This window comes from Mycobacterium sp. ENV421, from assembly GCF_002887815.1.
Classification (GTDB): domain Bacteria; phylum Actinomycetota; class Actinomycetes; order Mycobacteriales; family Mycobacteriaceae; genus Mycobacterium.
The window spans coordinates 283073-305760 of sequence record NZ_PDHO01000002.1 but is presented as its reverse complement, the minus strand read 5'-3'; the positions used below and the strand labels follow the sequence as shown (position 1 = coordinate 305760).

At 66.5% G+C, this 22688-nt stretch carries 22 protein-coding genes and 1 pseudogene; 13 read left to right on the top strand and 10 right to left on the bottom strand.

Annotation, left to right across the window (positions count from 1 at the left end):
• Positions 1-89 precede the first annotated feature (89 nt).
• Entirely contained in the window at positions 90-686 is a 597-nt protein-coding gene (locus tag CRM90_RS03700; protein ID WP_102805779.1) for a type II toxin-antitoxin system PemK/MazF family toxin, read from the bottom strand.
• 42 nt (positions 687-728) lie between these two features.
• Here CRM90_RS03700 and lepA point away from each other — a divergent pair.
• The 3 genes and pseudogenes from lepA to CRM90_RS03685 all read left to right on the top strand — a co-directional run bounded on the left by lepA (position 729) and on the right by CRM90_RS03685 (position 4178).
• A pseudogene (gene lepA / locus CRM90_RS03695) lies at positions 729-2664 on the top strand (translation elongation factor 4).
• A gap of 62 nt (positions 2665-2726) precedes the next feature.
• A complete protein-coding gene (locus CRM90_RS03690) occupies positions 2727-3428 on the top strand; it encodes a sensor domain-containing protein (RefSeq protein WP_158248978.1) in 702 nt (233 codons plus the stop codon).
• Positions 3429-3467: 39 nt separating this feature from the next.
• Complete coding sequence (locus tag CRM90_RS03685; RefSeq protein WP_102805632.1) at positions 3468-4178, top strand: sensor domain-containing protein; 711 nt, start codon at positions 3468-3470, stop codon at positions 4176-4178.
• A gap of 62 nt (positions 4179-4240) precedes the next feature.
• On the opposite strand, the gene CRM90_RS03680 is transcribed toward CRM90_RS03685, so the two are convergent.
• A complete protein-coding gene (locus CRM90_RS03680; RefSeq protein WP_102805631.1) occupies positions 4241-5452 on the bottom strand; it encodes a multidrug effflux MFS transporter in 1212 nt (403 codons plus the stop codon).
• A 70-nt stretch (positions 5453-5522) separates the two neighbouring features.
• Here CRM90_RS03680 and CRM90_RS03675 point away from each other — a divergent pair, with 70 nt between their 5' ends.
• On the top strand, positions 5523-5969 hold the full coding sequence (locus CRM90_RS03675) for a MarR family winged helix-turn-helix transcriptional regulator (protein ID WP_102805630.1): 447 nt from the start codon (positions 5523-5525) through the stop codon (positions 5967-5969).
• Between the two features lie 39 nt (positions 5970-6008).
• On the opposite strand, the gene CRM90_RS03670 is transcribed toward CRM90_RS03675, so the two are convergent.
• Positions 6009-8021, bottom strand: a complete 2013-nt coding sequence (locus tag CRM90_RS03670) for a glycoside hydrolase family 15 protein (protein WP_233209145.1) — start codon at positions 8019-8021, stop codon at positions 6009-6011.
• 109 nt (positions 8022-8130) lie between these two features.
• On the opposite strand from CRM90_RS03670, the gene CRM90_RS03665 reads away from it, so the two are divergent.
• The 6 genes from CRM90_RS03665 (at position 8131) to CRM90_RS03645 (ending at position 12437) form a co-directional block, all read left to right on the top strand.
• A complete protein-coding gene (locus tag CRM90_RS03665) occupies positions 8131-8325 on the top strand; it encodes a hypothetical protein (protein WP_102805629.1) in 195 nt (64 codons plus the stop codon).
• Positions 8258-8545: an Ms4533A family Cys-rich leader peptide gene (locus CRM90_RS31420; protein WP_353616971.1), complete on the top strand. Its 288-nt coding sequence runs from the start codon at positions 8258-8260 to the stop codon at positions 8543-8545. Before CRM90_RS03665 ends, CRM90_RS31420 begins: the two co-directional genes overlap by 68 nt.
• 122 nt (positions 8546-8667) lie before the next feature.
• Positions 8668-9705, top strand: coding sequence for a sulfate ABC transporter substrate-binding protein (locus CRM90_RS03660; RefSeq protein WP_102805628.1), 1038 nt, complete (start codon positions 8668-8670; stop codon positions 9703-9705).
• Positions 9702-10583, top strand: coding sequence for a sulfate ABC transporter permease subunit CysT (gene cysT / locus CRM90_RS03655; RefSeq protein WP_102805627.1), 882 nt, complete (start codon positions 9702-9704; stop codon positions 10581-10583). The genes CRM90_RS03660 and cysT overlap by 4 nt, the downstream gene beginning before the upstream one ends.
• The gene (gene cysW, locus CRM90_RS03650; RefSeq protein WP_102805626.1) at positions 10580-11392 is read left to right on the top strand and encodes a sulfate ABC transporter permease subunit CysW; all 813 of its coding nucleotides are present in this window, start codon (positions 10580-10582) and stop codon (positions 11390-11392) included. The genes cysT and cysW overlap by 4 nt, the downstream gene beginning before the upstream one ends.
• Before the next feature lie 22 nt (positions 11393-11414).
• Positions 11415-12437, top strand: coding sequence for a sulfate/molybdate ABC transporter ATP-binding protein (locus CRM90_RS03645; RefSeq protein ID WP_102805625.1), 1023 nt, complete (start codon positions 11415-11417; stop codon positions 12435-12437).
• Here CRM90_RS03645 and CRM90_RS03640 read toward each other — a convergent pair.
• From CRM90_RS03640 to CRM90_RS31415, 4 genes are all read right to left on the bottom strand, one after another.
• Positions 12434-13138 (bottom strand): sirohydrochlorin chelatase, encoded by a 705-nt coding sequence (locus tag CRM90_RS03640; RefSeq protein WP_102805624.1) that lies wholly within the window; start codon positions 13136-13138, stop codon positions 12434-12436. The two genes, CRM90_RS03645 and CRM90_RS03640, sit on opposite strands and share 4 nt — an antisense overlap.
• Entirely contained in the window at positions 13135-13848 is a 714-nt protein-coding gene (locus tag CRM90_RS03635) for a phosphoadenylyl-sulfate reductase (protein WP_102805623.1), read from the bottom strand. Before CRM90_RS03635 ends, CRM90_RS03640 begins: the two co-directional genes overlap by 4 nt.
• Positions 13845-15515, bottom strand: a complete 1671-nt coding sequence (locus CRM90_RS03630) for a nitrite/sulfite reductase (RefSeq protein ID WP_102805622.1) — start codon at positions 15513-15515, stop codon at positions 13845-13847. Before CRM90_RS03630 ends, CRM90_RS03635 begins: the two co-directional genes overlap by 4 nt.
• 119 nt (positions 15516-15634) lie before the next feature.
• The gene (locus tag CRM90_RS31415) at positions 15635-15727 is read right to left on the bottom strand and encodes an Ms4527A family Cys-rich leader peptide (protein ID WP_353616970.1); all 93 of its coding nucleotides are present in this window, start codon (positions 15725-15727) and stop codon (positions 15635-15637) included.
• A gap of 93 nt (positions 15728-15820) precedes the next feature.
• Here CRM90_RS31415 and hemW point away from each other — a divergent pair, with 93 nt between their 5' ends.
• On the top strand, positions 15821-16996 hold the full coding sequence (hemW, locus tag CRM90_RS03625) for a radical SAM family heme chaperone HemW (protein ID WP_102805621.1): 1176 nt from the start codon (positions 15821-15823) through the stop codon (positions 16994-16996).
• A gap of 78 nt (positions 16997-17074) precedes the next feature.
• On the opposite strand, the gene CRM90_RS03620 is transcribed toward hemW, so the two are convergent.
• Positions 17075-17308: a hypothetical protein gene (locus CRM90_RS03620; protein WP_102805620.1), complete on the bottom strand. Its 234-nt coding sequence runs from the start codon at positions 17306-17308 to the stop codon at positions 17075-17077.
• Between the two features lie 148 nt (positions 17309-17456).
• Positions 17457-19685 (bottom strand): SulP family inorganic anion transporter, encoded by a 2229-nt coding sequence (locus tag CRM90_RS03615; protein WP_102805619.1) that lies wholly within the window; start codon positions 19683-19685, stop codon positions 17457-17459.
• A 369-nt stretch (positions 19686-20054) separates the two neighbouring features.
• On the opposite strand from CRM90_RS03615, the gene CRM90_RS03610 reads away from it, so the two are divergent.
• The gene (locus CRM90_RS03610) at positions 20055-20834 is read left to right on the top strand and encodes a response regulator transcription factor (RefSeq protein WP_102805618.1); all 780 of its coding nucleotides are present in this window, start codon (positions 20055-20057) and stop codon (positions 20832-20834) included.
• A complete protein-coding gene (locus CRM90_RS03605; RefSeq protein ID WP_233209144.1) occupies positions 20831-22366 on the top strand; it encodes a sensor histidine kinase in 1536 nt (511 codons plus the stop codon). Before CRM90_RS03610 ends, CRM90_RS03605 begins: the two co-directional genes overlap by 4 nt.
• On the opposite strand, the gene CRM90_RS03600 is transcribed toward CRM90_RS03605, so the two are convergent.
• Positions 22321-22644, bottom strand: coding sequence for a type II toxin-antitoxin system VapB family antitoxin (locus tag CRM90_RS03600; protein ID WP_102805617.1), 324 nt, complete (start codon positions 22642-22644; stop codon positions 22321-22323). The two genes, CRM90_RS03605 and CRM90_RS03600, sit on opposite strands and share 46 nt — an antisense overlap.
• Between the last annotated feature and the right edge of the window lie 44 nt (positions 22645-22688).

Genomic DNA, 22688 nt, shown 5'->3' with positions numbered 1-22688 from the left:
CCTCAGGGTCGTGATCCGTGCCTGGCGACAACCCTCACGTCGATCTCGACCGTGACGTCAGGGGCGCCCGCGCACCGCGGGCACAACCGTCAACTCCAGGAGTATTCGGCGCGCAGCCGCGCAGCGACCAGCTCGAAGGTGTGCTGATCCAGAATCGCGCCCTCGCGACGGATGCCCTCTTCGGGAACATCGAGCACCCGGTCCAGGCGCACCCAGCTGGGGCGGCCGTCGTAGTCCCAACCGCCCGAGCCGATCGCGATCCAGTTGCGGTCCTCGGCGTGGTGGGCCTGGCTGGACAGCATCAACCCGAGCAGCGTCCGGCGATCCCGGCCGACCACCAGCACCGGCCGGTCCTTGCCTTTGGTCGGGTCGTCCTCGTAGACCACCCAGGTCCAGACCACCTCGCCAGGGTCGGCTCGACCGTCGAGATCGGGTGCGTAGACCAGCCGGCGGGCGCGATGCGCCGTCGGGACACTGTTGTCGGTGACCGGGCGGCCCGCGGTGATCGCGGCGGGCTGATCGATCGGGGTGGTGCTGGCCACCAGAACTTCGATGCCCAGCCGCAGGCCCTGTTGGATGGTCCGAGGTACGGCCTGGGGTATCGGCAACTGTCGGATGAACTTGGGCGCCTCGGTGAAAACGAGGTGCTCCGCGATTCTCTGAAACGTCCTCCACTGCGACGCCATTCTGATGAGCATAGGCGGATCGCGCGAGCCTCGTGGCGCGCGATTGTGCCGGGCCGGGCCCTACTCGATACGCTGGAGACGCCCGAGGGCCCCCTCGAAGTACCACCCGACCAGGAGATTTCCCATCAGCAGTTTCGCCGACCAGACGTTCACCGCGCCGGCGCAGATTCGGAACTTCTGCATCATCGCCCATATCGATCATGGGAAGTCGACGCTGGCCGACCGGATGCTGCAGCTCACCGGCGTGGTCGATGAGCGGTCGATGCGCGCGCAGTACCTGGACCGGATGGATATCGAGCGGGAACGCGGCATCACGATCAAGGCGCAGAATGTGCGCCTGCCCTGGGAAAGCAACGGCGAGAAGTACGTCCTGCACCTGATCGACACCCCGGGCCACGTCGACTTCACCTACGAAGTGTCCCGTGCGCTGGAGGCCTGCGAGGGTGCGGTGCTTCTGGTCGACGCCGCCCAGGGCATCGAAGCTCAGACCCTGGCGAATCTGTATCTCGCGCTGGACCGCGATCTGACGATCATCCCGGTGCTCAACAAGATCGACCTGCCCGCCGCCGACCCCGACCGCTACGCCGGTGAGATCGCCCACATCATCGGCTGCGAACCGAGCGACGTGCTGCGGGTGTCCGGCAAGACCGGCGAGGGCGTGGGAGAGCTGCTCGACGAGGTCGTGCGTCTGGTGCCCGCACCGACCGGAGATGCCGACGCGCCGGCCCGGGCGATGATCTTCGACTCGGTCTACGACATCTACCGCGGCGTGGTCACCTACGTCCGCGTGGTCGACGGCAAGATCACCCCGCGCGAGAAGATCAAGATGATGTCCACCGGGGCCACCCACGAACTGCTCGAGGTGGGCATCGTCTCGCCGGAGCCCAAACCCACCGCGGGGCTGGGCGTCGGCGAGGTGGGCTATCTGATCACCGGCGTGAAGGACGTCCGGCAGTCCAAAGTCGGTGACACGGTGACCAGCGCGCGGCACGGCGCCACCGAAGCGCTCACCGGGTACCGCGAGCCCAAACCCATGGTCTATTCGGGGCTGTATCCGGTCGACGGCTCGGACTACCCGAATCTGCGTGAGGCGCTCGACAAGCTGCAACTCAACGACGCCGCGTTGACCTACGAGCCGGAGACGTCGGTGGCGTTGGGCTTCGGATTCCGCTGCGGCTTCCTCGGCCTGCTGCACATGGAGATCACCCGGGAACGCCTCGAGCGCGAGTTCGACCTGGATCTGATCTCCACCTCGCCGAACGTGGTCTACCGGGTGATCAAGGACGACGGCAGCGAACTGATCGTGACCAATCCGTCGGACTGGCCAGAGGGCAAGGTCCGCGAAGTGTATGAGCCGGTGGTGAAATGCACCCTGATCGCGCCCAGTGAGTTCATCGGAACCATCATGGAGCTGTGCCAGTCGCGGCGCGGCGAACTCGGCGGCATGGATTACCTCTCGCCGGAGCGTGTCGAGCTGCGCTACACGATGCCGTTGGGGGAGATCATCTTCGACTTCTTTGATGCGTTGAAATCGCGCACCCGTGGGTATGCCAGCCTGGACTACGAAGAGTCCGGTGAGCAGGAGGCGGCGCTGGTGAAGGTGGACATCCTGCTACAGGGTGAGGCCGTCGATGCGTTCAGTGCGATCGTGCACAAGGATTCGGCGCAGGCCTACGGCAACAAGATGACCACCAAGCTCAAGGAGCTGATCCCGCGTCAGCAGTTCGAGGTGCCGGTGCAGGCTGCGATCGGCTCCAAAATCATTGCCCGCGAGAACATTCGGGCGATCCGCAAGGACGTTCTCGCCAAGTGCTACGGCGGTGACATCACCCGTAAGCGCAAACTGCTGGAGAAGCAGAAAGAGGGCAAGAAGCGGATGAAGACGATCGGGCGGGTCGACGTTCCTCAGGAGGCGTTCGTCGCCGCGCTGTCCACCGATTCGGCCGGGGACAAGGCCGGCGACAAGGCCAAGAAGTAGGGGGCGAGGGCTCAATCACACGCGACCAAGCTGTCGTTCGGGGGCGATCGATTGTTGGTGCCGTGGTCGGCATCGCTGTGCTGGCAGGGTGCACGAGCACCCTTGACGGCTCGGCGGCACGCCAAGACGACGGTGTTGTCCTGCGCGATTTGGCCGAGGTGTTGCCCACCGGTGCGGAGGTGAGCCGGGCAGCGGGGAATCCGTTGTCCGACAGCGAATCGCCAACCGTCGGCGGAATCGATGCCCTGCCCAACGGAATTCGCGACAATGCCGCCGCCAACCCCATCGAATGTCTCGGGCCTGCCACACCCTTCATGCGCGTGGTGTACGAGGTGGGTGACGTGCGCCGGGCGGCCTGGCAGGAATTCTCGAACTTCGGTGGCGGCCAAACCGTTTCCAGCGTGGATGCCGGTGTTGTCCAATTCGCTTCCGATGCTGAGGCGCAACGGATGTTCGGTGCTTTCGTCAACCAATGGAAGGCGTGCGAAGGCAAGACGGTGCGTTCCGCCCTGCCCACCCCGGCCGGCGCCGAGATGCGCCAGAAGGTCACCGACGTGAGAGTCGATGGTCCGGTGTTGTCTGCGACGGTGGTCAACTCCGACAACCAGGGCGACGCGTCGTTCCCCACCGAGCGGGCCATCGGGCTGGCGGCTGATTGCGTGGTGGACGTGGACGCCGCGGTCACCGGCGGTCAGCGGCGGCCCTCGGGCCGGGCCGTGAGCCTGGCCGGAACCATGCTGGACAAGGTCGCGCACGGACGGTGATCGGTCGTTGACCCACTGGAGCGGGTCGCCCGGGGGACAATGTCGTGCGTGAGCCGCATGCCCGTGTTCTGCGCCGCCGTCCTGGTCAGCGTGCTGCTGTCCGGTTGCGTGTCCACCGTCGGGGGTACGGCACTGCGCGCCGACAGCGCCGTCCCCACGTCCGTTGACGTCCCCACCCTCACGGAGTCCGACCTCGACCGGGTGCTGCTCAGCGCGGGAGAGATGAACGGCATCATGGGCGCCACCGGGATCCGGGTGACCGGGTCCTCGCAGAACATGAGCGACAACTCCGACGGAGTGTCCGACGTCGACTGCCTCGGGGCGATCTACGGTGCCGAACAGATGGTGTACCAGGGCAGCGACTGGACGGCGGTCCGCGACCAGTTGCTCCAGGAGCCGACCGCCGACAATGCGCACTGGGTCGAACAGATCGCGGTGCTCTATCCGTCGAGTGAGAAGGCCACGGCGTTCGTCGACAGCTCGCGCACCACGTGGCAGAAGTGCGGCGGCACATCGATCGACATCGACAACGCCGACGTGCACTCCACCTGGAAGATCGATGCTGCGGATGTGAGCGGTGACGTCCTGACGCAGGTCTCCACTCAGCGCAACGCCGGCGGATGGGGCTGCCAGCACGCGCTGACCTCGGCGTCCAACGTGGTGGTCGAGGCATGGGCGTGTAGCAATTCCATCGCCGACGAGGCCAGTGCCATCGCCTCGGACATGATCAAGAATGCGGCAAAGAAGTAACTACCGTTCTTGAAGGCGTTGTAGTGCAACGGATCTCGTGCTCGCGGCTCAGCCAGGCCTGATCAGCTGACCCGGCGGCCGACGAGGAAGGCCGCCAGCGCCAGCACCGCCAGGGTCACCATCACCACTGCCAGCGGCAGGGCGGTGTGCTCTCCGCCCAGGCTGACCAGCGGTGAGACGGCGGCGCCGAGTCCGAATTGCAGCGCGCCCAGGCCGGCCGACCCCGTGCCGGCAGCGCGGGGGACTGCGGCCAGCGCCAGCGCGGTGGCATTGCCGAGGATCAGGCCCTGGGATGCGACGGCCACGAAGATCGGGATGGGGATCAGCCAAGCCGGTGCCCCGGTGAGAACCAGACCGAGTAGCACGAGCGTGGCGGCCATGGTCAGGCCCAGGCCCACACCCAGCAGCGTGGCGGTGGCGATGCGCCGGTTCAGCCGCGCCGACAGCGAGCTGACGCTGACGATGCCCAGTGCGTTGATGCCGAAGGCGACGCCGTACTGCGTCGGGGTGAGCCCCACCATCACCTGGTAGACGAACGGTGAGGCCGAGATGTAGGCCATCATCACCGAGAAACCGAACGCAAAGGCCAGCGTGTTGGCGATGTAGGCCCGGGACCGTAGCGCTGTCCACGGCGAGATACCGTGTGCGGCATCGGCTTTCAATTCTTCCCTACGATGAGCCGGGTGTGATTCGCGCACCACGGCCACGGTCGCGACCAGCATGGCCACCGTGAGGCCGCAGACCACCCAGAGGATGCCGCGCCAGCCGACGGGGCCGACCAGCAGTCCGCCGGCGAACGGTGCGACCACCGGCGCGACGCCGCCGACGATCATCATCAGGCTGAACGCCCGGCCCGCGCTCTTGCCGCCCGCGAGGTCGGAGATCACCGCGCGACCGATCACCATGCCCGCGGCGCCGGTGAAGCCCTGGGTGAACCGGGCCGCGATGAGGACGGCGATGTTCGGGGCGGTGGCGGCGACGACGCTGGCCAGCACGCACAGCAGCGCCCCGACGATCAGCGGGGTGCGCCGGCCCAGTCGGTCGGACAGGGGGCCGAACAGCAACTGGCCGAACGTCAATCCGAGCAGGAACGCCGTCAGGGTCAGCTGCACGGCCGTGGCGCTGGCCTGCAATTCGGCGGTCATCTCCGGGAAGGCGGGGAGGTAGAGGTCGGTGGCCACCGGTGCGACCGCATTGAGCAGCGCGAGTACCACCAGCAGCCACGGCGAGATCGCGGTCTCGTGGGTCTGGGTGTCCCGGGTGGCGGTCGTCATGAAAGAACCTCATCTAGATAGTTATGAGAAAATAACTATCAAAGAATAACTAATGCGCTAGGATTTGTCCATGGATGGTGAGTTGGCCGATCTCGCCGAGGCGATCATCGGAGTGGCGCGGGAGCTTCGACTCCACCTCGACACGGCAGCTGCATCGGACGCCGACATCGTCGAGTTGACGGCGTCGGAAGCCCACTTGATGCGGCACATCGACCACCACCCGGGCGTCACGCCCAGCGACCTGGCCCGGGCGACCGGCCTGCAGCGCAGCAATATGTCCACCGCGCTCCGAAGCTTGGAGAACCGCGGCTTCGTCGAACGCCGTGCCGATCCGCACGACGCGCGCGGCGTGAATCTGTACCCGACCGATCGGGCTGCCGAGAACCTCGAGCGCCTGCGGCGGCAGTGGTCCCAGCTGATGGACAACGGCCTCCGGGGAGATCGACAGGATGCCGCGGCCGCGAAAGCTCTCCTCGAACGGGTCGAAGCGGCTCTGAAGGTCGACCGGCTGGGGTGACGACCTCCGCCTACATCTGCCCATTTGTAGGCCATCCGCCTACATCGGGGCGTTGGCCGGCTGGAACACGCCCGTGCTGTCGGCCTCTTCCTCGGCGCGGATCACGTGCACCACGGCGTTGATCAACGCCAGGTGGGTGAACGCCTGCGGGAAGTTACCCAGATGCCGGCCGGTGCGCGGTTCGATCTCCTCGGCGTACAGATGCAGCGGGCTGGCGAAGGACAGCAGCCGTTCGCACAGATGCCGGGCCCGGCTGACCTCGCCGATCTCGACCAGCGCCGACACCAGCCAGAACGAGCAGATCGTGAACGATCCCTCCTCGCCGGACAGGCCGTCGTCGGTTTCCTCGACGCGGTAGCGCAGCACCAGACCGTCCTCGGTGAGCTCGTCGGCGATCGCCAGCACCGTGGCCCGCACCCGCGGGTCGTCCGACGGCAGGAACCGCACCAACGGCACCAACAGCAGTGACGCATCCAGGGCGTCGTCGCCGTACCGCTGGGTGAGCACCCCGCGGTCGTCGACGCCGTGCGTCAGGATGTCGGCCTTGATCTCCTCGGCGATTGCTCGCCACTGCTGCGCGTAGCTCTTCTCGCCGACCAGTTCGGCCAGCTTCGAGCCGCGATCCAGCGCCACCCAGCACATCACCTTCGACGAGGTGAAGTGCTGGGGTTCGCCGCGCACCTCCCAGATGCCCCGGTCGGGTTCCCGCCAGTGTTTGATCGCCTCTTCGACCTGCTCCTTGAGCACCGGCCAGAGCTGATCGGAGATCTGTTCGCGCGACTTGGCGTGCAGGTACACCGAGTCCAGCATGGTGCCCCAGATGTCGTGCTGCATCTGGTTGTAGGCGCCGTTGCCGATGCGCACCGGCCGGGCGTTGTCGTAGCCGGACAGGTGGTGCAGCTCCTCTTCGACCAGTTCGCGTTCCCCGCCGACGGCGTACATCACCTGCAGCGGATGCCGTTCACCGTTGTTGGCGCCGGAGACGTCGGCGATGAAGGAGAAGAAGTCGTCGGCCTCACGATCCAGACCCAGGGTGTACAGACCCCACAGCGCGAACGTCGAGTCCCGCACCCAGGCATAGCGGTAATCCCAATTGCGTTCGCCCTGAGGTGTTTCCGGCAGCGACGTGGTGGACGCGGCCAGCAGTGCGCCGGTCGGCGAATACGTCAGACCCTTGAGGGTGAGCGCGCTGCGTTGCAGATACGACCGCCACGGGTGATCGGGGAAGTCGCCGATGTTGATCCACTGCCGCCACGCCTCGCTGGTCTGCCACATCTTGTCGGCGGCTTCCTCGTAGGTCTGCGGCGACGGATGCTTCGACCAGGACAGGGCGACGAACACGTTGTCGCCTTCTTTGAGGCGGGTGCGGGCGCGTGCTTCCCGGCCCTCGAGGCCGATGCGAAGGTTCGTGGTCAGCCGCAGCGTCGGATGCGCGTCAGGATCGGTCCTGGCCCGCGCGATCGCCTCGCCGTAGGCGCTGGCCGAGTACTCCCAGGCGGCGTTGACCCGGCCGTAGTCGAAGGACGGTTCGCAGTTCATCACCACTTCGACCGTGCCGCTCACACAGCGCACCGTGCGCAGCAGGATGTGCTCGGCGTCCCAGTCCATGGGGGTGCGCCGGTGGGTCCGCGACCGGGCCTCGATGTCGTGCCACGGGCCCATCACGAGTGCTTCGCGCACGATCAGCCAGCCGGTGTGCGTCTGCCAGGTGGTCTCCAAGATGAGGCTGCCCGGTAGATAACGGCGGGCCGCCGGAACCGACACACCGTAGGGGCCCAGCCGGAAATGCCCGGCGCCGCGGTCCAGAATCGCCCCGAAAACGCTGGGGGAGTCGGGCCGGGGAACGCACAGCCACTCCACGGCGCCCGCCGACGAGATCAGACAGGTGTTCTCGCAGTCGGAGAGGAAGCCGTAGTCCGCGATCGGTGGGAACGGGTTGCGCAGCGCAGCCGGCGAGGCATAGGGCACCGGGGCGGTCACGGACAACGGCGCGGGCGCCTGGACGCGCACGGCGTCGGTGTTCTCACCGGCTGGCTGGGCTTGGAGGACCATCTGGACATCATCGAACGCCGACCCTGTTGCCGTCTACTTATGCCCCGATCCGTGGCTTTGCTGTTACCGCGGCAAAGACCCGCAGGCAGGCACCGCCTACGCTGGAGCAATGCAGGGAGTGCTGAGCTGGTGGGACGGCGTCGAACTGTGGTTGTCCGGGCTGGGTTTCGTCGTTCAGACCATCGTCGTGATGCCGGTCGTTCTGCTGCTCGCCTACGTCATCGCGGTGGTGATCGATGCGCTGCTCGGCAACGGCATGCGGCTGGTGCGCCGGGTGCGTCACGCCGACCGGCGGCAGGAGTGACCGGGATGCCACGATCACGCGTGACGCTCGCCCTGGTGGCCCTGCTGGTCTTGATCATCGTCCTGTGGCTGGTCAACCGCTGATACCTCCGCCGGTCGTCCATCGGAACTCTGTTAAGCTTCGCGCCATGCATTCGGCGACCGGTTACGGCGAGGGCCACATTTTGGCCCTCATTGCCGTTGGCCCGTTGGCTGTTGCTGATGTTGCATGTTGTCGCTGACACCGTTGTGCCCGTCCGCGGTCTGGTGTCGGTGATGGTCGTTGACACTTCGTTGTCCAACATCGCCATTCCGTTGCGACGGGGCTCGATTCGCCCGTAACCCGCAATGAGAAAGGCCAGTAATGCCCAAGATTCACCTTCCCGGTCGCCGGTGGGGTACCGCCGTCGCGTTGGCGACGACCGCAACGGTGCTCGCCGCCTGCGGAGGCGGGTCCAGCGACGTTCCCGGTGGCGGCAACCAGCCGAAGGCTGACACCACCCTCACCCTGGTGGCCTATGCCGTCCCCGAGCCAGGCTGGAGCAAGATCATCCCGGCGTTCGCCGCCACCCCGGAGGGCAAGGGTGTCGCAGTGACGACCTCCTACGGTGCCTCCGGCGACCAGTCGCGGGGTGTGGTCGACGGCAAGCCGGCCGACATCGTGAACTTCTCTGTCGAGCCCGACGTCACCCGCCTGGTCAAGGCGAACAAGGTGGCCGCCGACTGGAACAAGTCCACCACCCAGGGCATCCCGTTCGGTTCGGTCGTGTCCCTGGTCGTCCGCAAAGGCAACCCGAAGAACATCAAGGATTGGGACGACTTGGTGAAGCCCGGCATCGAGGTGGTCACCCCGAGCCCGCTCAGTTCGGGATCGGCCAAGTGGAACCTGTTGGCGCCCTACGCCGCCAAGAGCAACGGCGGCAAGGACGCGCAAGCCGGCCTCGACTTCGTCAACAAGCTGGTGACCGAGCACGTCAAGACCCGTCCGGGGTCGGGCCGCGAGGCCACCGACGTGTTCCTGCAGGGCACCGGAGACGTGCTGATCAGTTATGAGAACGAGGCGATCAACACCGAGCGCCAGGGCAAGCCCGTCGAGCACGTCATCCCGCCGCAGACGTTCAAGATCGAGAACCCGGTGGCGGTGGTGACCACCAGCGCCCATCTGGACAAGGCGACCGCGCTGAACAACTACCTGTTCACGCCGGAAGGCCAGAAGATCTGGGCACAGGCCGGTTTCCGGCCGGTCGATCCGTCGGTGGCCGCTGACTTCGCCACCGACTTCCCGACGCCACAGAAGCTCTGGACGATCGCCGATCTCGGTGGCTGGAGCACGGTCGATCCGGCCCTGTTCGACAAGGACAATGGCACCATTACGAAGATCTACAAGCAGGCCACTGGATGACAGCAGCTATCGAGCCAAATCCTCAGGCGGTCCGGCCCGAGCTCACTCCGAGTGAGCCGGGCGGGCCGTCCGGCTTCCTGGCCCGCAGGCACGGCACCACCAGCCTGCGGGTGGGGGCGGCGTCGATCTGGCTGAGCGTCATCGTGCTGCTGCCGCTGGCCGCGATCATGTGGCAGTCGGCCAAGGGCGGCTGGCACGACTTCTGGGCGACCGTCACGTCCAACGCGGCGCTGGAGTCGTTCAAGGTGACGCTGACGATCTCGATCGGCGTCACTGTGGTCAACGCGGTGTTCGGGCTGCTGGTCGCCTGGGTGCTCACTCGCGACGAGTTCGTAGGCAAGCGGTTGGTCGATGCCGTGATCGACCTGCCGTTCGCGCTGCCCACCATCGTGGCGAGCCTGGTCATGCTGGCGCTCTACGGGCCGAACAGCCCGATCGACTTGCACCTGCAGCACACCAAATGGGGTGTGGGCGTAGCGCTGCTGTTCGTCACGCTGCCCTTCGTGGTGCGGTCGGTTCAGCCGGTGCTCCTCGAACTCGACCGCGAGGTCGAGGAGGCCGCCGCGTCGCTCGGTGCGACGAACTTCGTCATCTTCACCAAGGTGGTGCTGCCCGCGTTGCTGCCGTCGCTGCTGTCCGGCGCCGGTCTGGCGTTCTCGCGTGCGATCGGTGAGTTCGGCTCGGTGGTGCTGATCGGTGGCGCGGTACCGGGGGAGACCGAAGTCTCCTCGCAGTGGATCCGCACGCTGATCGAGAACGACGATCCTTCCGGTGCGGCGGCGATTTCGATTGTGCTGCTGGTCGTCTCGTTCATCGTCTTGTTCATCCTGCGCGCCATCGGTTCCCGCGCCGCCAAGCGGGAGGAGCTGTCGGCATGATCCCGTCGCCCCTGGTCCGCTTTCTCACCCGTTACGTGGCGCTCGCCTACATCGCGGTCCTGGTGCTCGTGCCTGTCGGCCTGATTCTGTGGCGGACGTTCGCACCCGGCTTCGGTACGTTCGTCGAATCCATCACCACGCCCGCCGCGATTTCGGCACTGCAGTTGTCGCTGCTGGTGGTGGCGATCGTGGTGCCACTCAACGTGGTCTTCGGGGTGCCGACCGCACTGGTGCTGGCGCGCAACAAGTTTCGCGGCAAATCCGCGCTGCAGGCCGTCATCGACCTGCCGTTCGCGGTGTCGCCGGTGGTCGTCGGTGTGGCGTTGATACTGCTGTGGGGTAGCTCGGGATTGTTCGGGTTCGTCCAGAACAATATGGGCTTGAAGATCATTTTCGGCTTGCCCGGCATCGTGCTGGCCAGCATCTTCGTCACTGTTCCATTCGTGATCCGCGAGGTCGAACCGGTTCTGCACGAGCTTGGTACCGATCAGGAACAAGCGGCGGCGACACTGGGATCCAGCTGGTGGCAGACGTTCTGGCGAATCACGCTGCCGTCGATCCGGTGGGGCCTGACCTACGGCATCGTGCTGACCGTCGCCCGCACGCTCGGCGAGTACGGCGCGGTGATCATGGTGTCCTCCAACCTGCCCGGCACGTCGCAAACCCTGACCCTGCTGGTCTCCGACCGTTACAGCCGTGGTGCCGAGTACGGCGCCTACGCCGTTTCGACTCTGTTGATGGCCGTCGCGGTACTGGTCCTGGTCGTCCAGGTGGTTCTGGACGCCCGGCGGGCCAAGGCGAGCGAGTAATCCCACTAGGAGAACGACTCTCATGACCAATGCCATCACCGTCGCGGGCGCGAACAAGCGTTATGGCGACTTCGCTGCCCTCGACAACGTCGATTTCGTGGTGCCGGCCGGGTCGTTGACCGCACTGCTCGGCCCCAGTGGATCGGGAAAATCGACACTGCTGCGTGCGATCGCCGGGCTGGATCAACCCGACACCGGCACCATCACCATCAACGGGCGGGACGTCACCAACGTGCCCCCGCAGCGCCGCGGGATCGGCTTCGTGTTCCAGCACTACGCCGCGTTCAAGCACCTGACCGTGCGGGAGAACGTCGCGTTCGGATTGAAAATTCGCAAGAAGCCGAAAGCTGAGGTCAAGGCGAAGGTCGACGACCTGCTCGAGGTCGTCGGGCTGGCCGGCTTCCAAACGCGTTATCCCAACCAGCTTTCCGGCGGTCAGCGCCAACGGATGGCGCTGGCACGTGCGCTGGCCGTCGACCCTGAGGTGCTCCTGCTCGACGAACCGTTCGGCGCGCTGGACGCCAAGGTCCGCGACGATCTGCGGACCTGGCTGCGGCGACTGCACGACGAGGTGCACGTCACGACGGTGCTCGTCACCCACGATCAGGCCGAAGCTCTGGACGTGGCCGACCGGATCGCGGTGCTCAACAAGGGCCGGATCGAACAGATCGGCTCGCCGACCGACGTCTACGACAGTCCGGCCAATGCGTTCGTCATGTCCTTTCTCGGCACGGTCTCGTCGCTCAACGGAATCCTGGTGCGCCCGCATGACATTCGGGTCGGCCGCAATCCGGAGATGGCGATCGCGGCGGGGGATGGCACGGCCGAGTCGACCGGAGTAACCCGTGCCACCATCGATCGGGTGGTGTATCTGGGCTTCGAGGTACGAGTCGAACTGACCAGCGCCACCAACGGCGCCCCGTTCACCGCGCAGATCACCCGCGGCGACGCCGAGGCGCTGGCCCTGAAAGAGGGCGACACCGTCTACGTGCGGGCCACCCGGGTCCCGCCGATCGCCGGCGAGGTCCAGGTCGCGGCCAGTTAGGCGGCCATTCGGGTCGCGACGGCGGTATCGAACCGGTCGAGCACCGTCTCGGCCACCAACCGATGCGCGCCGAGCGGGGCGACCATGGACAGGCCTGCGGCATCGGCGATCGCGGCCACCCGGTCGGTGATGCGGCCCGGCGCGATGAACCACGGCGCCACCACGATCCGCCGCGCGCCGCTGTTGCGCAGCAACTCGATCCCGTCCTGCACCGACGGCTGGGGACCGGTGGCGTAGGCGACGTGCACTCCCGACCATCGGGTACCGCGGCCCAACGTGTCGGCGAGCGCCGCGGTGCGGGCGTTGGCGGCGGCACGGGACGAACCGACCGCCACCACCAGCACGCCGAGGCCGCGCTCGAACTGATGAATCTGGTGCTCCGCCAAGCGTTCCCGCATGACGGTCAGCAGACGTGGATCCTCGCCGAGGGTGTCGGCCTGGATCACGTCGGCGCCGGTGTCGGCGATCATCGCCGGGATGTCGACGCGGGCGTGGTAGGCGCTCGCCAACAGCAGCGGGGTGACGACCGCGGGGCCGTCGAGTGACCGCAGGACATCACTGAGGTTCGGGGCGTGCTTCTCGCAGAACGCCACTCGCACGTCGAGCTCGGGCCGCAGCATGCGGATGTGCTCGGCCACCCCGTATGTGGTCACCGCGGAACGCGGATCGGCACTGCCGTGCGCGGTGAGGATGAGCCTCACGAAACGTGAAGCCCGCATTCGGTTTTGGCCAGGCCCTGCCAGCGTCCACTACGCGGGTCGGCGCCCTCGACCGGCTTGGCCGTGCACGGCGCGCAACCGATCGACGGATAGCCTTCGTCGACAAGCGGATTCACCAGCACGCCGTTGGCCTGGATGTAGGCGTCCATGTCCTCATCGGTCCATGCGGCCAGCGGGTTGATCTTCACCAGCTTGAAGCCTTCATCGAAGCTGATCAGTGGCGCGTTGGCGCGAGTGGGTGCCTCGACCCGACGGATACCGGTGACCCAGGCGGTGTATCCCCCCAGCGCCTTGCTCAGCGGCACCACCTTGCGCAGCCGGCAGCATTCGCCCGGATTGCTGGCGAACAGGTCCTTGCCCAGCAGTTGATCCTGCTCGGTCACGCTGTGCTCGGGCGTGACGTTGACGACGTGAATGTCGTACACCGCCTCGACCGCATCGCGGGTGCCGATCGTCTCGGCGAAGTGGTAGCCCGTGTCGAGGAACAGCACATCCACGCCGGGGCGCACCTTCGAGGCCATGTCGACCAGCACCGCGTCCTGCATGTTGGAGGCGACGACGTAGTCACCACCGAAGTGCTTGTCGGTCCAGGCCAGCAGTTCGAGCGCGCTGGCGCCGTCGAGTTCGGCCGCGCCACGTTCGGCAAGCTCCCGCAGCTCGGCCTCGGTCGCCCTGTCCACCCCAATACTCATCGCAACTCTTCTTCCTGTGCCCGTACGGCCCACTGGGCGAAACGCTCGCCGTCGCTTCTTTGTTTCACGAAGTTGCGCACCACTCGCTCGATGTAGTCGCCGAGCTCGGTGCTGGTGACCTTGTGCTGGCGCAGTTTGCGGCCGAAACCGCTGTCCAGCCCCAGGCTTCCGCCCAGGTGCACCTGGAACCCTTCCTCCGGGCCGTTGCCGTCGTCGATCATCTGACCCTTGAAGCCGATGTCGGCGATCTGGATGCGCGCGCACGAGTTGGGGCAGCCGTTGATGTTGACCGTGACCGGGACGTCGAGCTGGGAGTTGATGTCCTCGAGCCGCTTCTCCAGATCGGGCACCAGGCTCTGAGCGCGCACCCGGGTCTCTGCGAAGCTGAGCTTGCAGAACTCGATTCCTGTGCAGGCCATCAGGTTTCGTCGCCAGTGCGACGGTGTTGACGGCAGGCCGAGCGCGTCGAGCCCACTTCGAAGTTCGTCAAGCTTGTCATCGGGAACGTCTAGGACGATCAGTTTCTGGTACGGCGTGAACCGGACGCGATTGGAGCCTGCGGCCTCAGCCAGGTCGGCGACCTTCGTGAGGATCGTGCCCGAGACGCGTCCGGCGATCGGCGCCACCCCGACAGCGTTGAGCCCGTTCTTGAGCCGTTGCACACCCACGTGGTCGATCGGGCGGACGACGGGCTCGGGTGCGGGCCCGTCGATCAGGGGCCGCTTCAAGTACTCCGTCTCGAGAACTTCGCGGAACTTTTCTACTCCCCAGTCCTTGATCAGGAACTTCAGCCGGGCTTTGGCGCGCAGCCGCCGGTAGCCGTAGTCGCGGAACACACTGACCACGGCCTCCCAGACGTCGGGCACCTCGTCCAGTGGCACCCAGGCGCCGACGCGTTGTCCGAGCATCGGATTGGTGGACAGACCGCCGCCGACCCACAGGTCGAAACCGGGACCGTGGTCGGGGTGGTTGACCCCGATGAAGGCGACATCGTTGACCTCGTGCACCACGTCCTGCAGACCACTGATCGCGGTCTTGAACTTGCGGGGGAGGTTCGAATACTCCGGCTTACCGATGTAGCGCTTCACAATCTCGTTGATCGCGGGCGTGCCGTCGATGACCTCGTCGAGCGATTCTCCCGCCAGCGGCGAGCCCAGCACCACGCGTGGGCAGTCACCGCACGCCTCGGTGGTTTGCAGACCCACCTCATCGAGGCGGCGCCAGATCTCCGGCATGTCCTCGACCTGGATCCAGTGGTACTGGACGTTCTCGCGGTCGCTGATATCCGCGGTATCGCGGGCGAACTCGGTCGAAATGCCGCCGAGAGTCCGAAGCGCGGCGGTGGTCAGAGCGCCACCGTCGCTGCGCACCCGCAGCATGAAGAACTCGTCTTCGAGCATGTCGGTGTTCTCATCACCGGTCCAGGTGCCGTCGTAACCGGGCTTGCGCTGGGTGTACAGACCCCACCAGCGCATCCGGCCGCGCAGGTCGGTCTTGTCGATGCTCGCGAAGCCCTGCTTGGCGTAGATGTTCTCGATACGGTCCCGGACGTTGAGTGCGTCGTCTTCCTTCTTGAACTGCTCGTTCGGGTTCAGCGGCTCGCGCTCACCCAGAGCCCACTGGCCTTCACTGCGTGTCTTCGCCGCGGCCTTGGTCGGCTGAGTCATGAAATGTGCTCCTCGATGTCAAGGAGCTGGCGTTCGAATCGCGCGAATCCACCGGTGAGCTGTTCCGGCGGCGCAGATCCGGCCGGCCAGCTGAGGTACAGGTGGGCGGGTCTACGGCGTCAAGCCAGACAACAACAGGTACAGACGCGCTTGAAATCCACATGCCGCCGAGCCACCAGTGCCACACGGCGCAGGTTCTGGGGGGCGAGCATGCGGGCCATTCTGCCACGAACGGCCCCGATAGCTCTAACCGGGCCAAATTTCGGCTCGCGGTGAGCGAAAGTCGGGTCTGGGACACTGAACGGATGTCGGTCCGCCCCGCGCCGGCCGCCCTACCGGAACTCGCACTGACTCCCGGAACGGCGTTCGGCATCTACGTCCACGTGCCCTTCTGCGCCACGCGGTGCGGGTACTGCGACTTCAACACCTATACGGCTGCTGAGCTCGGCGCCGCCTCGCCGCAGGGCTGGCTGACCGCGCTGCGCTCCGAACTGGAGTTGACCGCCGCCCTGCTGGGTGAAGTGGCCGTCGACACGGTCTTCGTCGGCGGTGGCACCCCGTCGCTGCTCGGTGGCGCGGGATTGGCCTCGGTGCTCGAGGCCATCCGCGCCAACTTCACGCTGGCTGCTCAGGCCGAGGTCACCACCGAGGCCAACCCGGAGTCGACGTCGCAGGCGTTCTTCGCCGAGATCCGCGCCGCGGGCTACACCCGGGTGTCGTTGGGCATGCAGTCCACGGCGCGACGGGTGCTGGCGGTGCTGGACCGGACCCACTCCCCGGGGCGGCCGCTACAGGCCGCCGCCGAGGCGATGGCGGCGGGCTTCGAGCACGTCAACATCGACCTCATCTACGGCACGCCGGGGGAGTCCGATGACGATTTGGCACGTTCGGTCGACGCCGCGCTGAGCGCCGGCGTCGACCACATCTCGGCCTACGCGTTGGTGGTCGAGGATGGTACGGCGCTGGCTCGCCGGGTGCGCCGCGGCGAAATCGAAGCGCCCGACGACGACGTCCTCGCGCACCGTTACGAAATACTCGACCAGCGGCTGGCGGCGGCGGGGCTGAGTTGGTACGAGGTGTCCAATTGGAGCCGTCCCGGCGGTGAGTGCCGGCACAACATCGGCTACTGGAACGGCGGGCAGTGGTGGGGTGCGGGGCCCGGGGCCCACGGGTTCGTCGGGGACACCCGGTGGTGGAACGTCAAGCACCCCAACACGTACGCCGAGCTGCTGGCTGACGGGCGGCTGCCGGTGGCAGATTTCGAGCGGCTCGGTCCCGATGCCCGCCACATCGAGAACGTGCTGTTGGGAATCAGGTTGCGCACCGGGTTGCCGGTCGCCGCGCTGACCGAATCCGAACAGGCGCGTGCGGTCCGGGCGGTGGACGACGGGCTGTTGACGCGGGCCGGAGAGCGGTTGCTGCTCACCGACCGTGGCCGGCTGCTGGCCGATGCCGTGGTGCGCGACCTCCTCGACGACTGAGGGCCGGACACGGCAAGGCCGCGGGGGAGCCTTAGGGGGGTAGGCACATCCCGCGGCCTTGCCCGGCATACCTGCCGGTTAGCCCAGCGCCCACATCGGGATGCCGTTGAACCCGAACGCCTGCTGAGGCGAGGTGGCAGGAGGTGTGGCGTGGATTCGTGCGTGGCCCTGCTTCTGGCACATCGTGGCACCGCCCTTGTCCAGGCAGTCCATCGGGTTGGGCGATGCGCCGGCGCTGGGCGCGAGGCTGACGGCCAGCGCCGCGGCACCGGCGGCGACGAGCGGGGCGAGGTGGCGGAGTTTGATCGTCATTGATCGTCCTTTCTTCTTCCGGGAGAGAAACCTTGGGGGGATTAGGTTTTCGTTGACTCTTCCCGATAACTCAACTCTATGTCTTGTGGGGGATCCAGTCACGGAGTTCATATCAGAGTCAAATCTATTGATGGACAAATGAACTCAATCAGCGCACAGCAATCCCGTTGGTATGCAATGACAGTGCTGGCGTGGGCTCGACGTGAAGAACCTGGGCGCTGGCGATGTCATAGAACAGGCCGATGACCTTCAACCGGCCCTGCTCGTGCAGGTCGTGGATCAGTGGGTGGCGCACCAGGGTGTCGACCTGGACGGCAACACTGACCATGCTCAGCTGGTCGGCGGTGTTGAACCCCTGCTCGGCGGCCGATTGTGCGATCGGGTGCCGGCCCTCGTCGAAGGCGTCCAGGGCCGGCTGAGCGTACTTCAGCCAGGACCGGAGGTGTTCCTCGCCGGGTGGGCGCGGCGCCGCGACGCTTTGCCCCCGCAACGCGGCATGCATTGCGCTGCAGGCGGAATGGCCGCACACGACGATCGATGACACGTTCAACCTACCGACCGCGAAGGCGATCGCCGCTTCCACGGAATAGTCGTGCTGGTCGGCGGGCACCAGGTTGCCGACGTTGCGCACGGTGAACAGGTCACCCGGCCCACTGCTGGTGATCGCGTTGGGCACGATCCGGGCGTCGGTGCACGTGATGAACAGCGTCTCGGCGGTGTTGGTGTGCGCCAATTTCTCCATGTGCGGCCGTATTTGGGGAGCGGTCCTGCGGTGGTACACCTCCAGGCCGTGGAGAACGGACTGGCCTGCGGTGTCGTGCCGTTCGTGGCCGTTGGTGGTCAGCGGGTCCTGCCACGAACTCCACGGCACGATGCCGAGCCGCTTGTCGACCATGCCGAAGGAGCGCTGGGGCGGCCCGTCCAGCGCGCTGCTCAGTTCGACGGAGCCGACTTCCTGCACCAGAACGCTGCCGCCTGAAGCCTCGTGCTGCCGCTGCCAATCCTCGATGACCTGGTGTGCGGCGTGGTCGATGAAGTCCACCGAAATCTCCAGTGTGACGCGCACACCGGGCGGCACCGACGCCAGCGTCTTGTGCAGCTGGGGCAGCGACAGGAACGTCGCCGAGCCTTCCACGGCGACGCGCCAATCATCGTTGTCGTCGTCGTCATCGTCGGCGGGTTGGGCATGGATCCTGGCGCGCGCCACCCGCCAGACGGTCAGCACGACGGCCAGCGCCAGCCCGAGCAGAACGCCTTCGAGCAGGTTGAGAAAGACCACCCCGGTGATCGTCACCAGATAGACGGCGATATCGCCGGTTCGGCGTGCTGTCTTGATGTGGCTGAGTTTGACCAGCTGGATGCCGATGACGATCAGCAATCCGGCCAGCGCCGCAGTCGGAATCTGCTGAGCCAACCCGGCGAACGGCAGCGCGAAGACCAGCACCCACACGCCGTGCAACATCGCCGATGCGCGGGTCTTGGCGCCTGCGGTCACGTTGGCCGAGCTGCGCACGATCACGCCCGTGATCGGAAGTCCGCCGACCGCTCCCGAGACGACGTTGGCAGCGCCCTGTCCCACGAGTTCGCGGTTCAGGTTCGACCGCGGGCCGTCCTGCATCCGGTCCACGGCGACCGCGGTGAGCAAGCTCTCGACGCTGGCGATGAGGGCGACGGTGATTACGCCCGTCGCGAACGCACCCCAGTTGCCCTCCGGCAGGCCCGGCGGCTTCAAGGCGTCGAGCAGTGACCCGTTGAGTTGGATGCGGGGCACGTTCATCGCGAAGAGCACCGACACGGCGCTGGCGACGACGATCGCGACCAGCGGCCCGGGCACCTTGCGGATCTTCGCGGGCATCCAGCGCCAGCTCACCAGGATCCCGATCACCAGCAGCCCGACGGCCAACCCCGCGTGATCAGCGGCGAGCAGCTGACCGGGCAGTTCGGTGATGTTGCGCCAGGCCGAGCTCTCGGAGCTGCCGCCCAGCAGGACGTGGACCTGCTGAAGCGCGATCGTGACGCCGATGCCGGCCAGCATGGCGTGTACCACCATCGGTGAGATCGCCAGCGCTGCGCGGCCCACCCGGCTGACTCCCAGCAGTACCTGGAGGATGCCCGCGCAGACGGTGATTGCGCAGGTCACGGCCCAGCCGAATTCGGCCACCAGGCCCGCGACGATCACAGTGAGCCCGGCGGCGGGACCGCTGACCTGCAGCGGCGATCCGCCAAGGGCGCCGGCAACCACACCGCCGACGATCGCCGCGATCAGTCCCGCCAGCACCGGTGCATCGGAGGCGATGGCGATGCCCAGGGACAGCGGCAGGGCCACCAGGAAGACCACCAGCGAGGCCGGTAGGTCGTAGCGCAGGAGGGTGGACATCCTGCCCGGGTCTTCGGAACCCTCGAGTGGCGCAGTTGAACGCTGCAAGGCCAGACTCCTGTCTGCGTATGCGAGATCTATTAATTGACAGTCGATTCACGAATCGTGCCGCCGAAGCGAAACGAATTCACAAGCGCGACAGTAGGTGTGGTGAAAGATCGACTTCAAGGAATCCATATCGGATCCATATCTGCGGACACTCGGCGCGGTCGAGTTGTGACCAAAATGTGTCGCGTCTAACAGATGAGTGCGGAATGCTCTGGCCGCGAACGCAATACGACAACACCGTCAGTAGGGCTGCGACCGGGCAAGATATGAAACAGATATGGGGTCCATGACAGATTCATGTGTCTTCACCAGAATCGAAGTATGGCTATCCCGGTCGCACCCTCAACGTCTCGTCCTCTTCGCCCCCGTCAGGCCATCCTCGGTCAGCTTCCGCGCATCTCTCGCGCAGATGGTTCGCCCATCCGCGTACTGCTCGTCGACGACGAGCCGGCGCTGACGAATCTGGTCAAGATGGCCCTGCACTACGAGGGTTGGGAAGTGGAAACGGCCGGCGACGGTCGTGACGCCTTGTCGAAGTTCCGGGAGTTCGAGCCGGATCTGCTGGTGCTCGACATCATGCTGCCCGACACGGACGGACTGCAGATCCTCAAGATGACCCGGGAGACCGACGGCTATACACCGACGCTGTTCCTGACGGCGCGGGATTCGGTGATGGACCGGGTGACGGGGCTGACTGCGGGAGCCGACGACTATCTGACCAAGCCGTTCAGCCTCGAGGAGTTGGTCGCGCGGTTGCGGGGCCTGCTGCGGCGGTCCAAGGCCACCACCGCGCCCGAGGACGAGGTGCTGAAGGTGGGCGATCTGGTGCTGGACGGGCCGAGCCGTGAGGTCACCCGGGGCGACGAGCAGATCTCGCTGACCACCACCGAGTTCGAGCTGCTGCGGTATCTGATGCGCAACCCGCGCCGCGCTGTCACGCGCGCCGAGATCCTGGACCGGGTGTGGAACTACGGCTTCGGCGGCCGTTCCAGCATCGTCGACCTCTACATCTCCTATCTGCGCCGCAAGGTCGACGCCGGACGCGAGCCGATGATCCATACGGTGCGCGGTGTCGGCTACATGCTGCGGCCCGAGCGGTGAGGCCGGCCACCCACGGCGAGAGGCGGTGGCGCCCGCGTTCACTGCGCAGGCGGTTGGTCATCTGGGTCTCGGCGATCAGCAGCGTGGCGATGATCGCCATCGGCGCGGTCGCCGTGATGAGTCTGCGCGACGAGGCGATGAGTCTGGCCAACAGTCAGGTGTCGAATTCGCTTGCTGCGTTCAGCTATTCGTATTCCAAGGCCAAGCGGTTCGGGGACATCGAGCAACCTTCCGAAGACGGCAGTGCCGGTCACGGCGACCTCGGTGAGTTCCCGGGTCAGGGGCCGGGCACGGTGATCGCGATGCTGCGCGACGACCGGGTGGTGTACGCCAGCGCGTTCACCGATGGTGAACCCGTCCCCGCTCCGCCGGACGCACTGCGCGCGTTGGAGACGATCAACTGGGCCGGCGGCGATCCGCAGACCGTCGAACTCGGCGACATGGGGTCGCATCGGGTCGGGCACCGGGATTTCCCGGGCGGCGAGCGGCTGGTGTCGGCGGTGTCGCTGGATCTGGCGAACAAGACCGTCGCCGGCAAAGGCCTGACCGTGGTGATCCTGGTGGTCGTCGCTGTGGCGCTCACCGCGTTGGGCACGATGATCGTGGTGAACTACGCGTTGCGGCCGTTGCGGCGCGTCGCGGACGTCGCCGCCAAGGTTGCCGCCCTTCCCCTGGATCCCACCGACTACCGGATCACCGCCCGGGTGAGCCCGGCCGACACCGACCGGGCCAGTGAGGTCGGGGTCGTCGGGCATACCCTCAACCGGCTGTTGACCAATGTCGATTCCGCGCTCGGCGATATCGCGGCCTCCGACCGCCGAACCCGCCAATTCCTCACCGACGCCAGCCATGAACTGCGCACACCGCTGGCCGCGATCCTCGGCTACGCCGAACTGACCCGCCAGGACAGCGACTTGCTGCCGCCGACCACCGAGTACGCGCTGGCCCGCATCGAGGCGGAGTCACGCCGGATGGCGTCCCTGGTGGCCGACCTGCTGCTGCTGTCGCGGCTCGACGAGGGCGGTGACCTGGAGCTCGAAGACCTCGACCTGTGCGACGTGGTCGCCGACGCGGTCAACGACGCCGCGGTGAGCGCGCCGGATCATCACTTCATGATCGACCTGCCCGACGAGGCGATCTGGGTTCGCGGCGACCGCGCCCGGTTGCATCAGCTGCTGGCGAACCTGCTCGGCAACGCGCGGGTGCACACCCCGGCGGGAGTCACCGTCAACACATCGCTCACCAGGGGCGGCGACGGGCGGGTGCAGCTTGTCGTCAGCGACGACGGTCCCGGTATTCCCGAGGAGATCATGCCCAACCTGTTCGGCCGGTTCGTCCGGGCGGACAAGTCGCGGTCGCGCGAGCTGGGCTGCAGTGGGTTGGGGCTGGCGATCGTCCTGTCGATCGTGGAAGCACACGGCGGCACGGTGAACGCGCAATCCCGCCCGGGCAGAACTCAATTCACGGTGAGCCTGCCGGCCGCCGGTCAGCTGGCCGAGAACTGGTCGGCGACGCCGTCGTCCATGTCGTAGACCCGGGCGTGCAAGACCGTGCGATTACGCAGCGCGGCCCGGACCGCCCGGTGCAGGCCGTCCTCGAGGTAGATCACGCCGCGCCACCGGACCGCGTGCGGGAAGAGGTCGCCGTAGAACGTCGAGTCCTCGGACAGCAGGCGGTCCAGTGCCAGCACCGTCGTCGTGGTGACCAACTCGTCGAGGCGGATCTGTCGCGGCGGAATCTGCGACCAGTCGCGGTAGGAGAGGTTGTGCTCGGGGTATGGCTTGCCGTCCCGAACGCCTTTGAAGATCATCGGGCCGTCGTCCCTGCCGGCCGACCCCGCACCACCATTCGAGC

Bases quoted from the DNA above. Each gene is read 5' to 3' on its own strand.
- CRM90_RS03680 (WP_102805631.1), bottom strand. From the start codon at position 5,452: ATGACGACCGCCACCCGGGACACCCAGACCCACGAGACCGCGATCTCG.
- CRM90_RS03665 (WP_102805629.1), top strand. From the start codon at position 8,131: ATGCAGGGAGTGCTGAGCTGGTGGGACGGCGTCGAACTGTGGTTGTCC.
- CRM90_RS03630 (WP_102805622.1), bottom strand. From the start codon at position 15,515: ATGACTCAGCCGACCAAGGCCGCGGCGAAGACACGCAGTGAAGGCCAG.
- CRM90_RS03660 (WP_102805628.1), top strand. From the start codon at position 8,668: ATGCCCAAGATTCACCTTCCCGGTCGCCGGTGGGGTACCGCCGTCGCG.
- CRM90_RS03685 (WP_102805632.1), top strand. From the start codon at position 3,468: ATGTCGTGCGTGAGCCGCATGCCCGTGTTCTGCGCCGCCGTCCTGGTC.
- CRM90_RS03700 (WP_102805779.1), bottom strand. From the start codon at position 686: ATGGCGTCGCAGTGGAGGACGTTTCAGAGAATCGCGGAGCACCTCGTT.
- CRM90_RS31420 (WP_353616971.1), top strand. From the start codon at position 8,258: ATGCGCTGCTCGGCAACGGCATGCGGCTGGTGCGCCGGGTGCGTCACG.
- CRM90_RS03635 (WP_102805623.1), bottom strand. From the start codon at position 13,848: ATGAGTATTGGGGTGGACAGGGCGACCGAGGCCGAGCTGCGGGAGCTT.
- CRM90_RS03620 (WP_102805620.1), bottom strand. From the start codon at position 17,308: ATGACGATCAAACTCCGCCACCTCGCCCCGCTCGTCGCCGCCGGTGCC.
- CRM90_RS03610 (WP_102805618.1), top strand. From the start codon at position 20,055: ATGGCTATCCCGGTCGCACCCTCAACGTCTCGTCCTCTTCGCCCCCGT.
- cysT (WP_102805627.1), top strand. From the start codon at position 9,702: ATGACAGCAGCTATCGAGCCAAATCCTCAGGCGGTCCGGCCCGAGCTC.
- hemW (WP_102805621.1), top strand. From the start codon at position 15,821: ATGTCGGTCCGCCCCGCGCCGGCCGCCCTACCGGAACTCGCACTGACT.
- CRM90_RS31415 (WP_353616970.1), bottom strand. From the start codon at position 15,727: ATGCTCGCCCCCCAGAACCTGCGCCGTGTGGCACTGGTGGCTCGGCGG.
- cysW (WP_102805626.1), top strand. From the start codon at position 10,580: ATGATCCCGTCGCCCCTGGTCCGCTTTCTCACCCGTTACGTGGCGCTC.
- CRM90_RS03670 (WP_233209145.1), bottom strand. From the start codon at position 8,021: ATGGTCCTCCAAGCCCAGCCAGCCGGTGAGAACACCGACGCCGTGCGC.
- CRM90_RS03645 (WP_102805625.1), top strand. From the start codon at position 11,415: ATGACCAATGCCATCACCGTCGCGGGCGCGAACAAGCGTTATGGCGAC.
- CRM90_RS03615 (WP_102805619.1), bottom strand. From the start codon at position 19,685: ATGTCCACCCTCCTGCGCTACGACCTACCGGCCTCGCTGGTGGTCTTC.
- CRM90_RS03675 (WP_102805630.1), top strand. From the start codon at position 5,523: ATGGATGGTGAGTTGGCCGATCTCGCCGAGGCGATCATCGGAGTGGCG.
- CRM90_RS03600 (WP_102805617.1), bottom strand. From the start codon at position 22,644: ATGATCTTCAAAGGCGTTCGGGACGGCAAGCCATACCCCGAGCACAAC.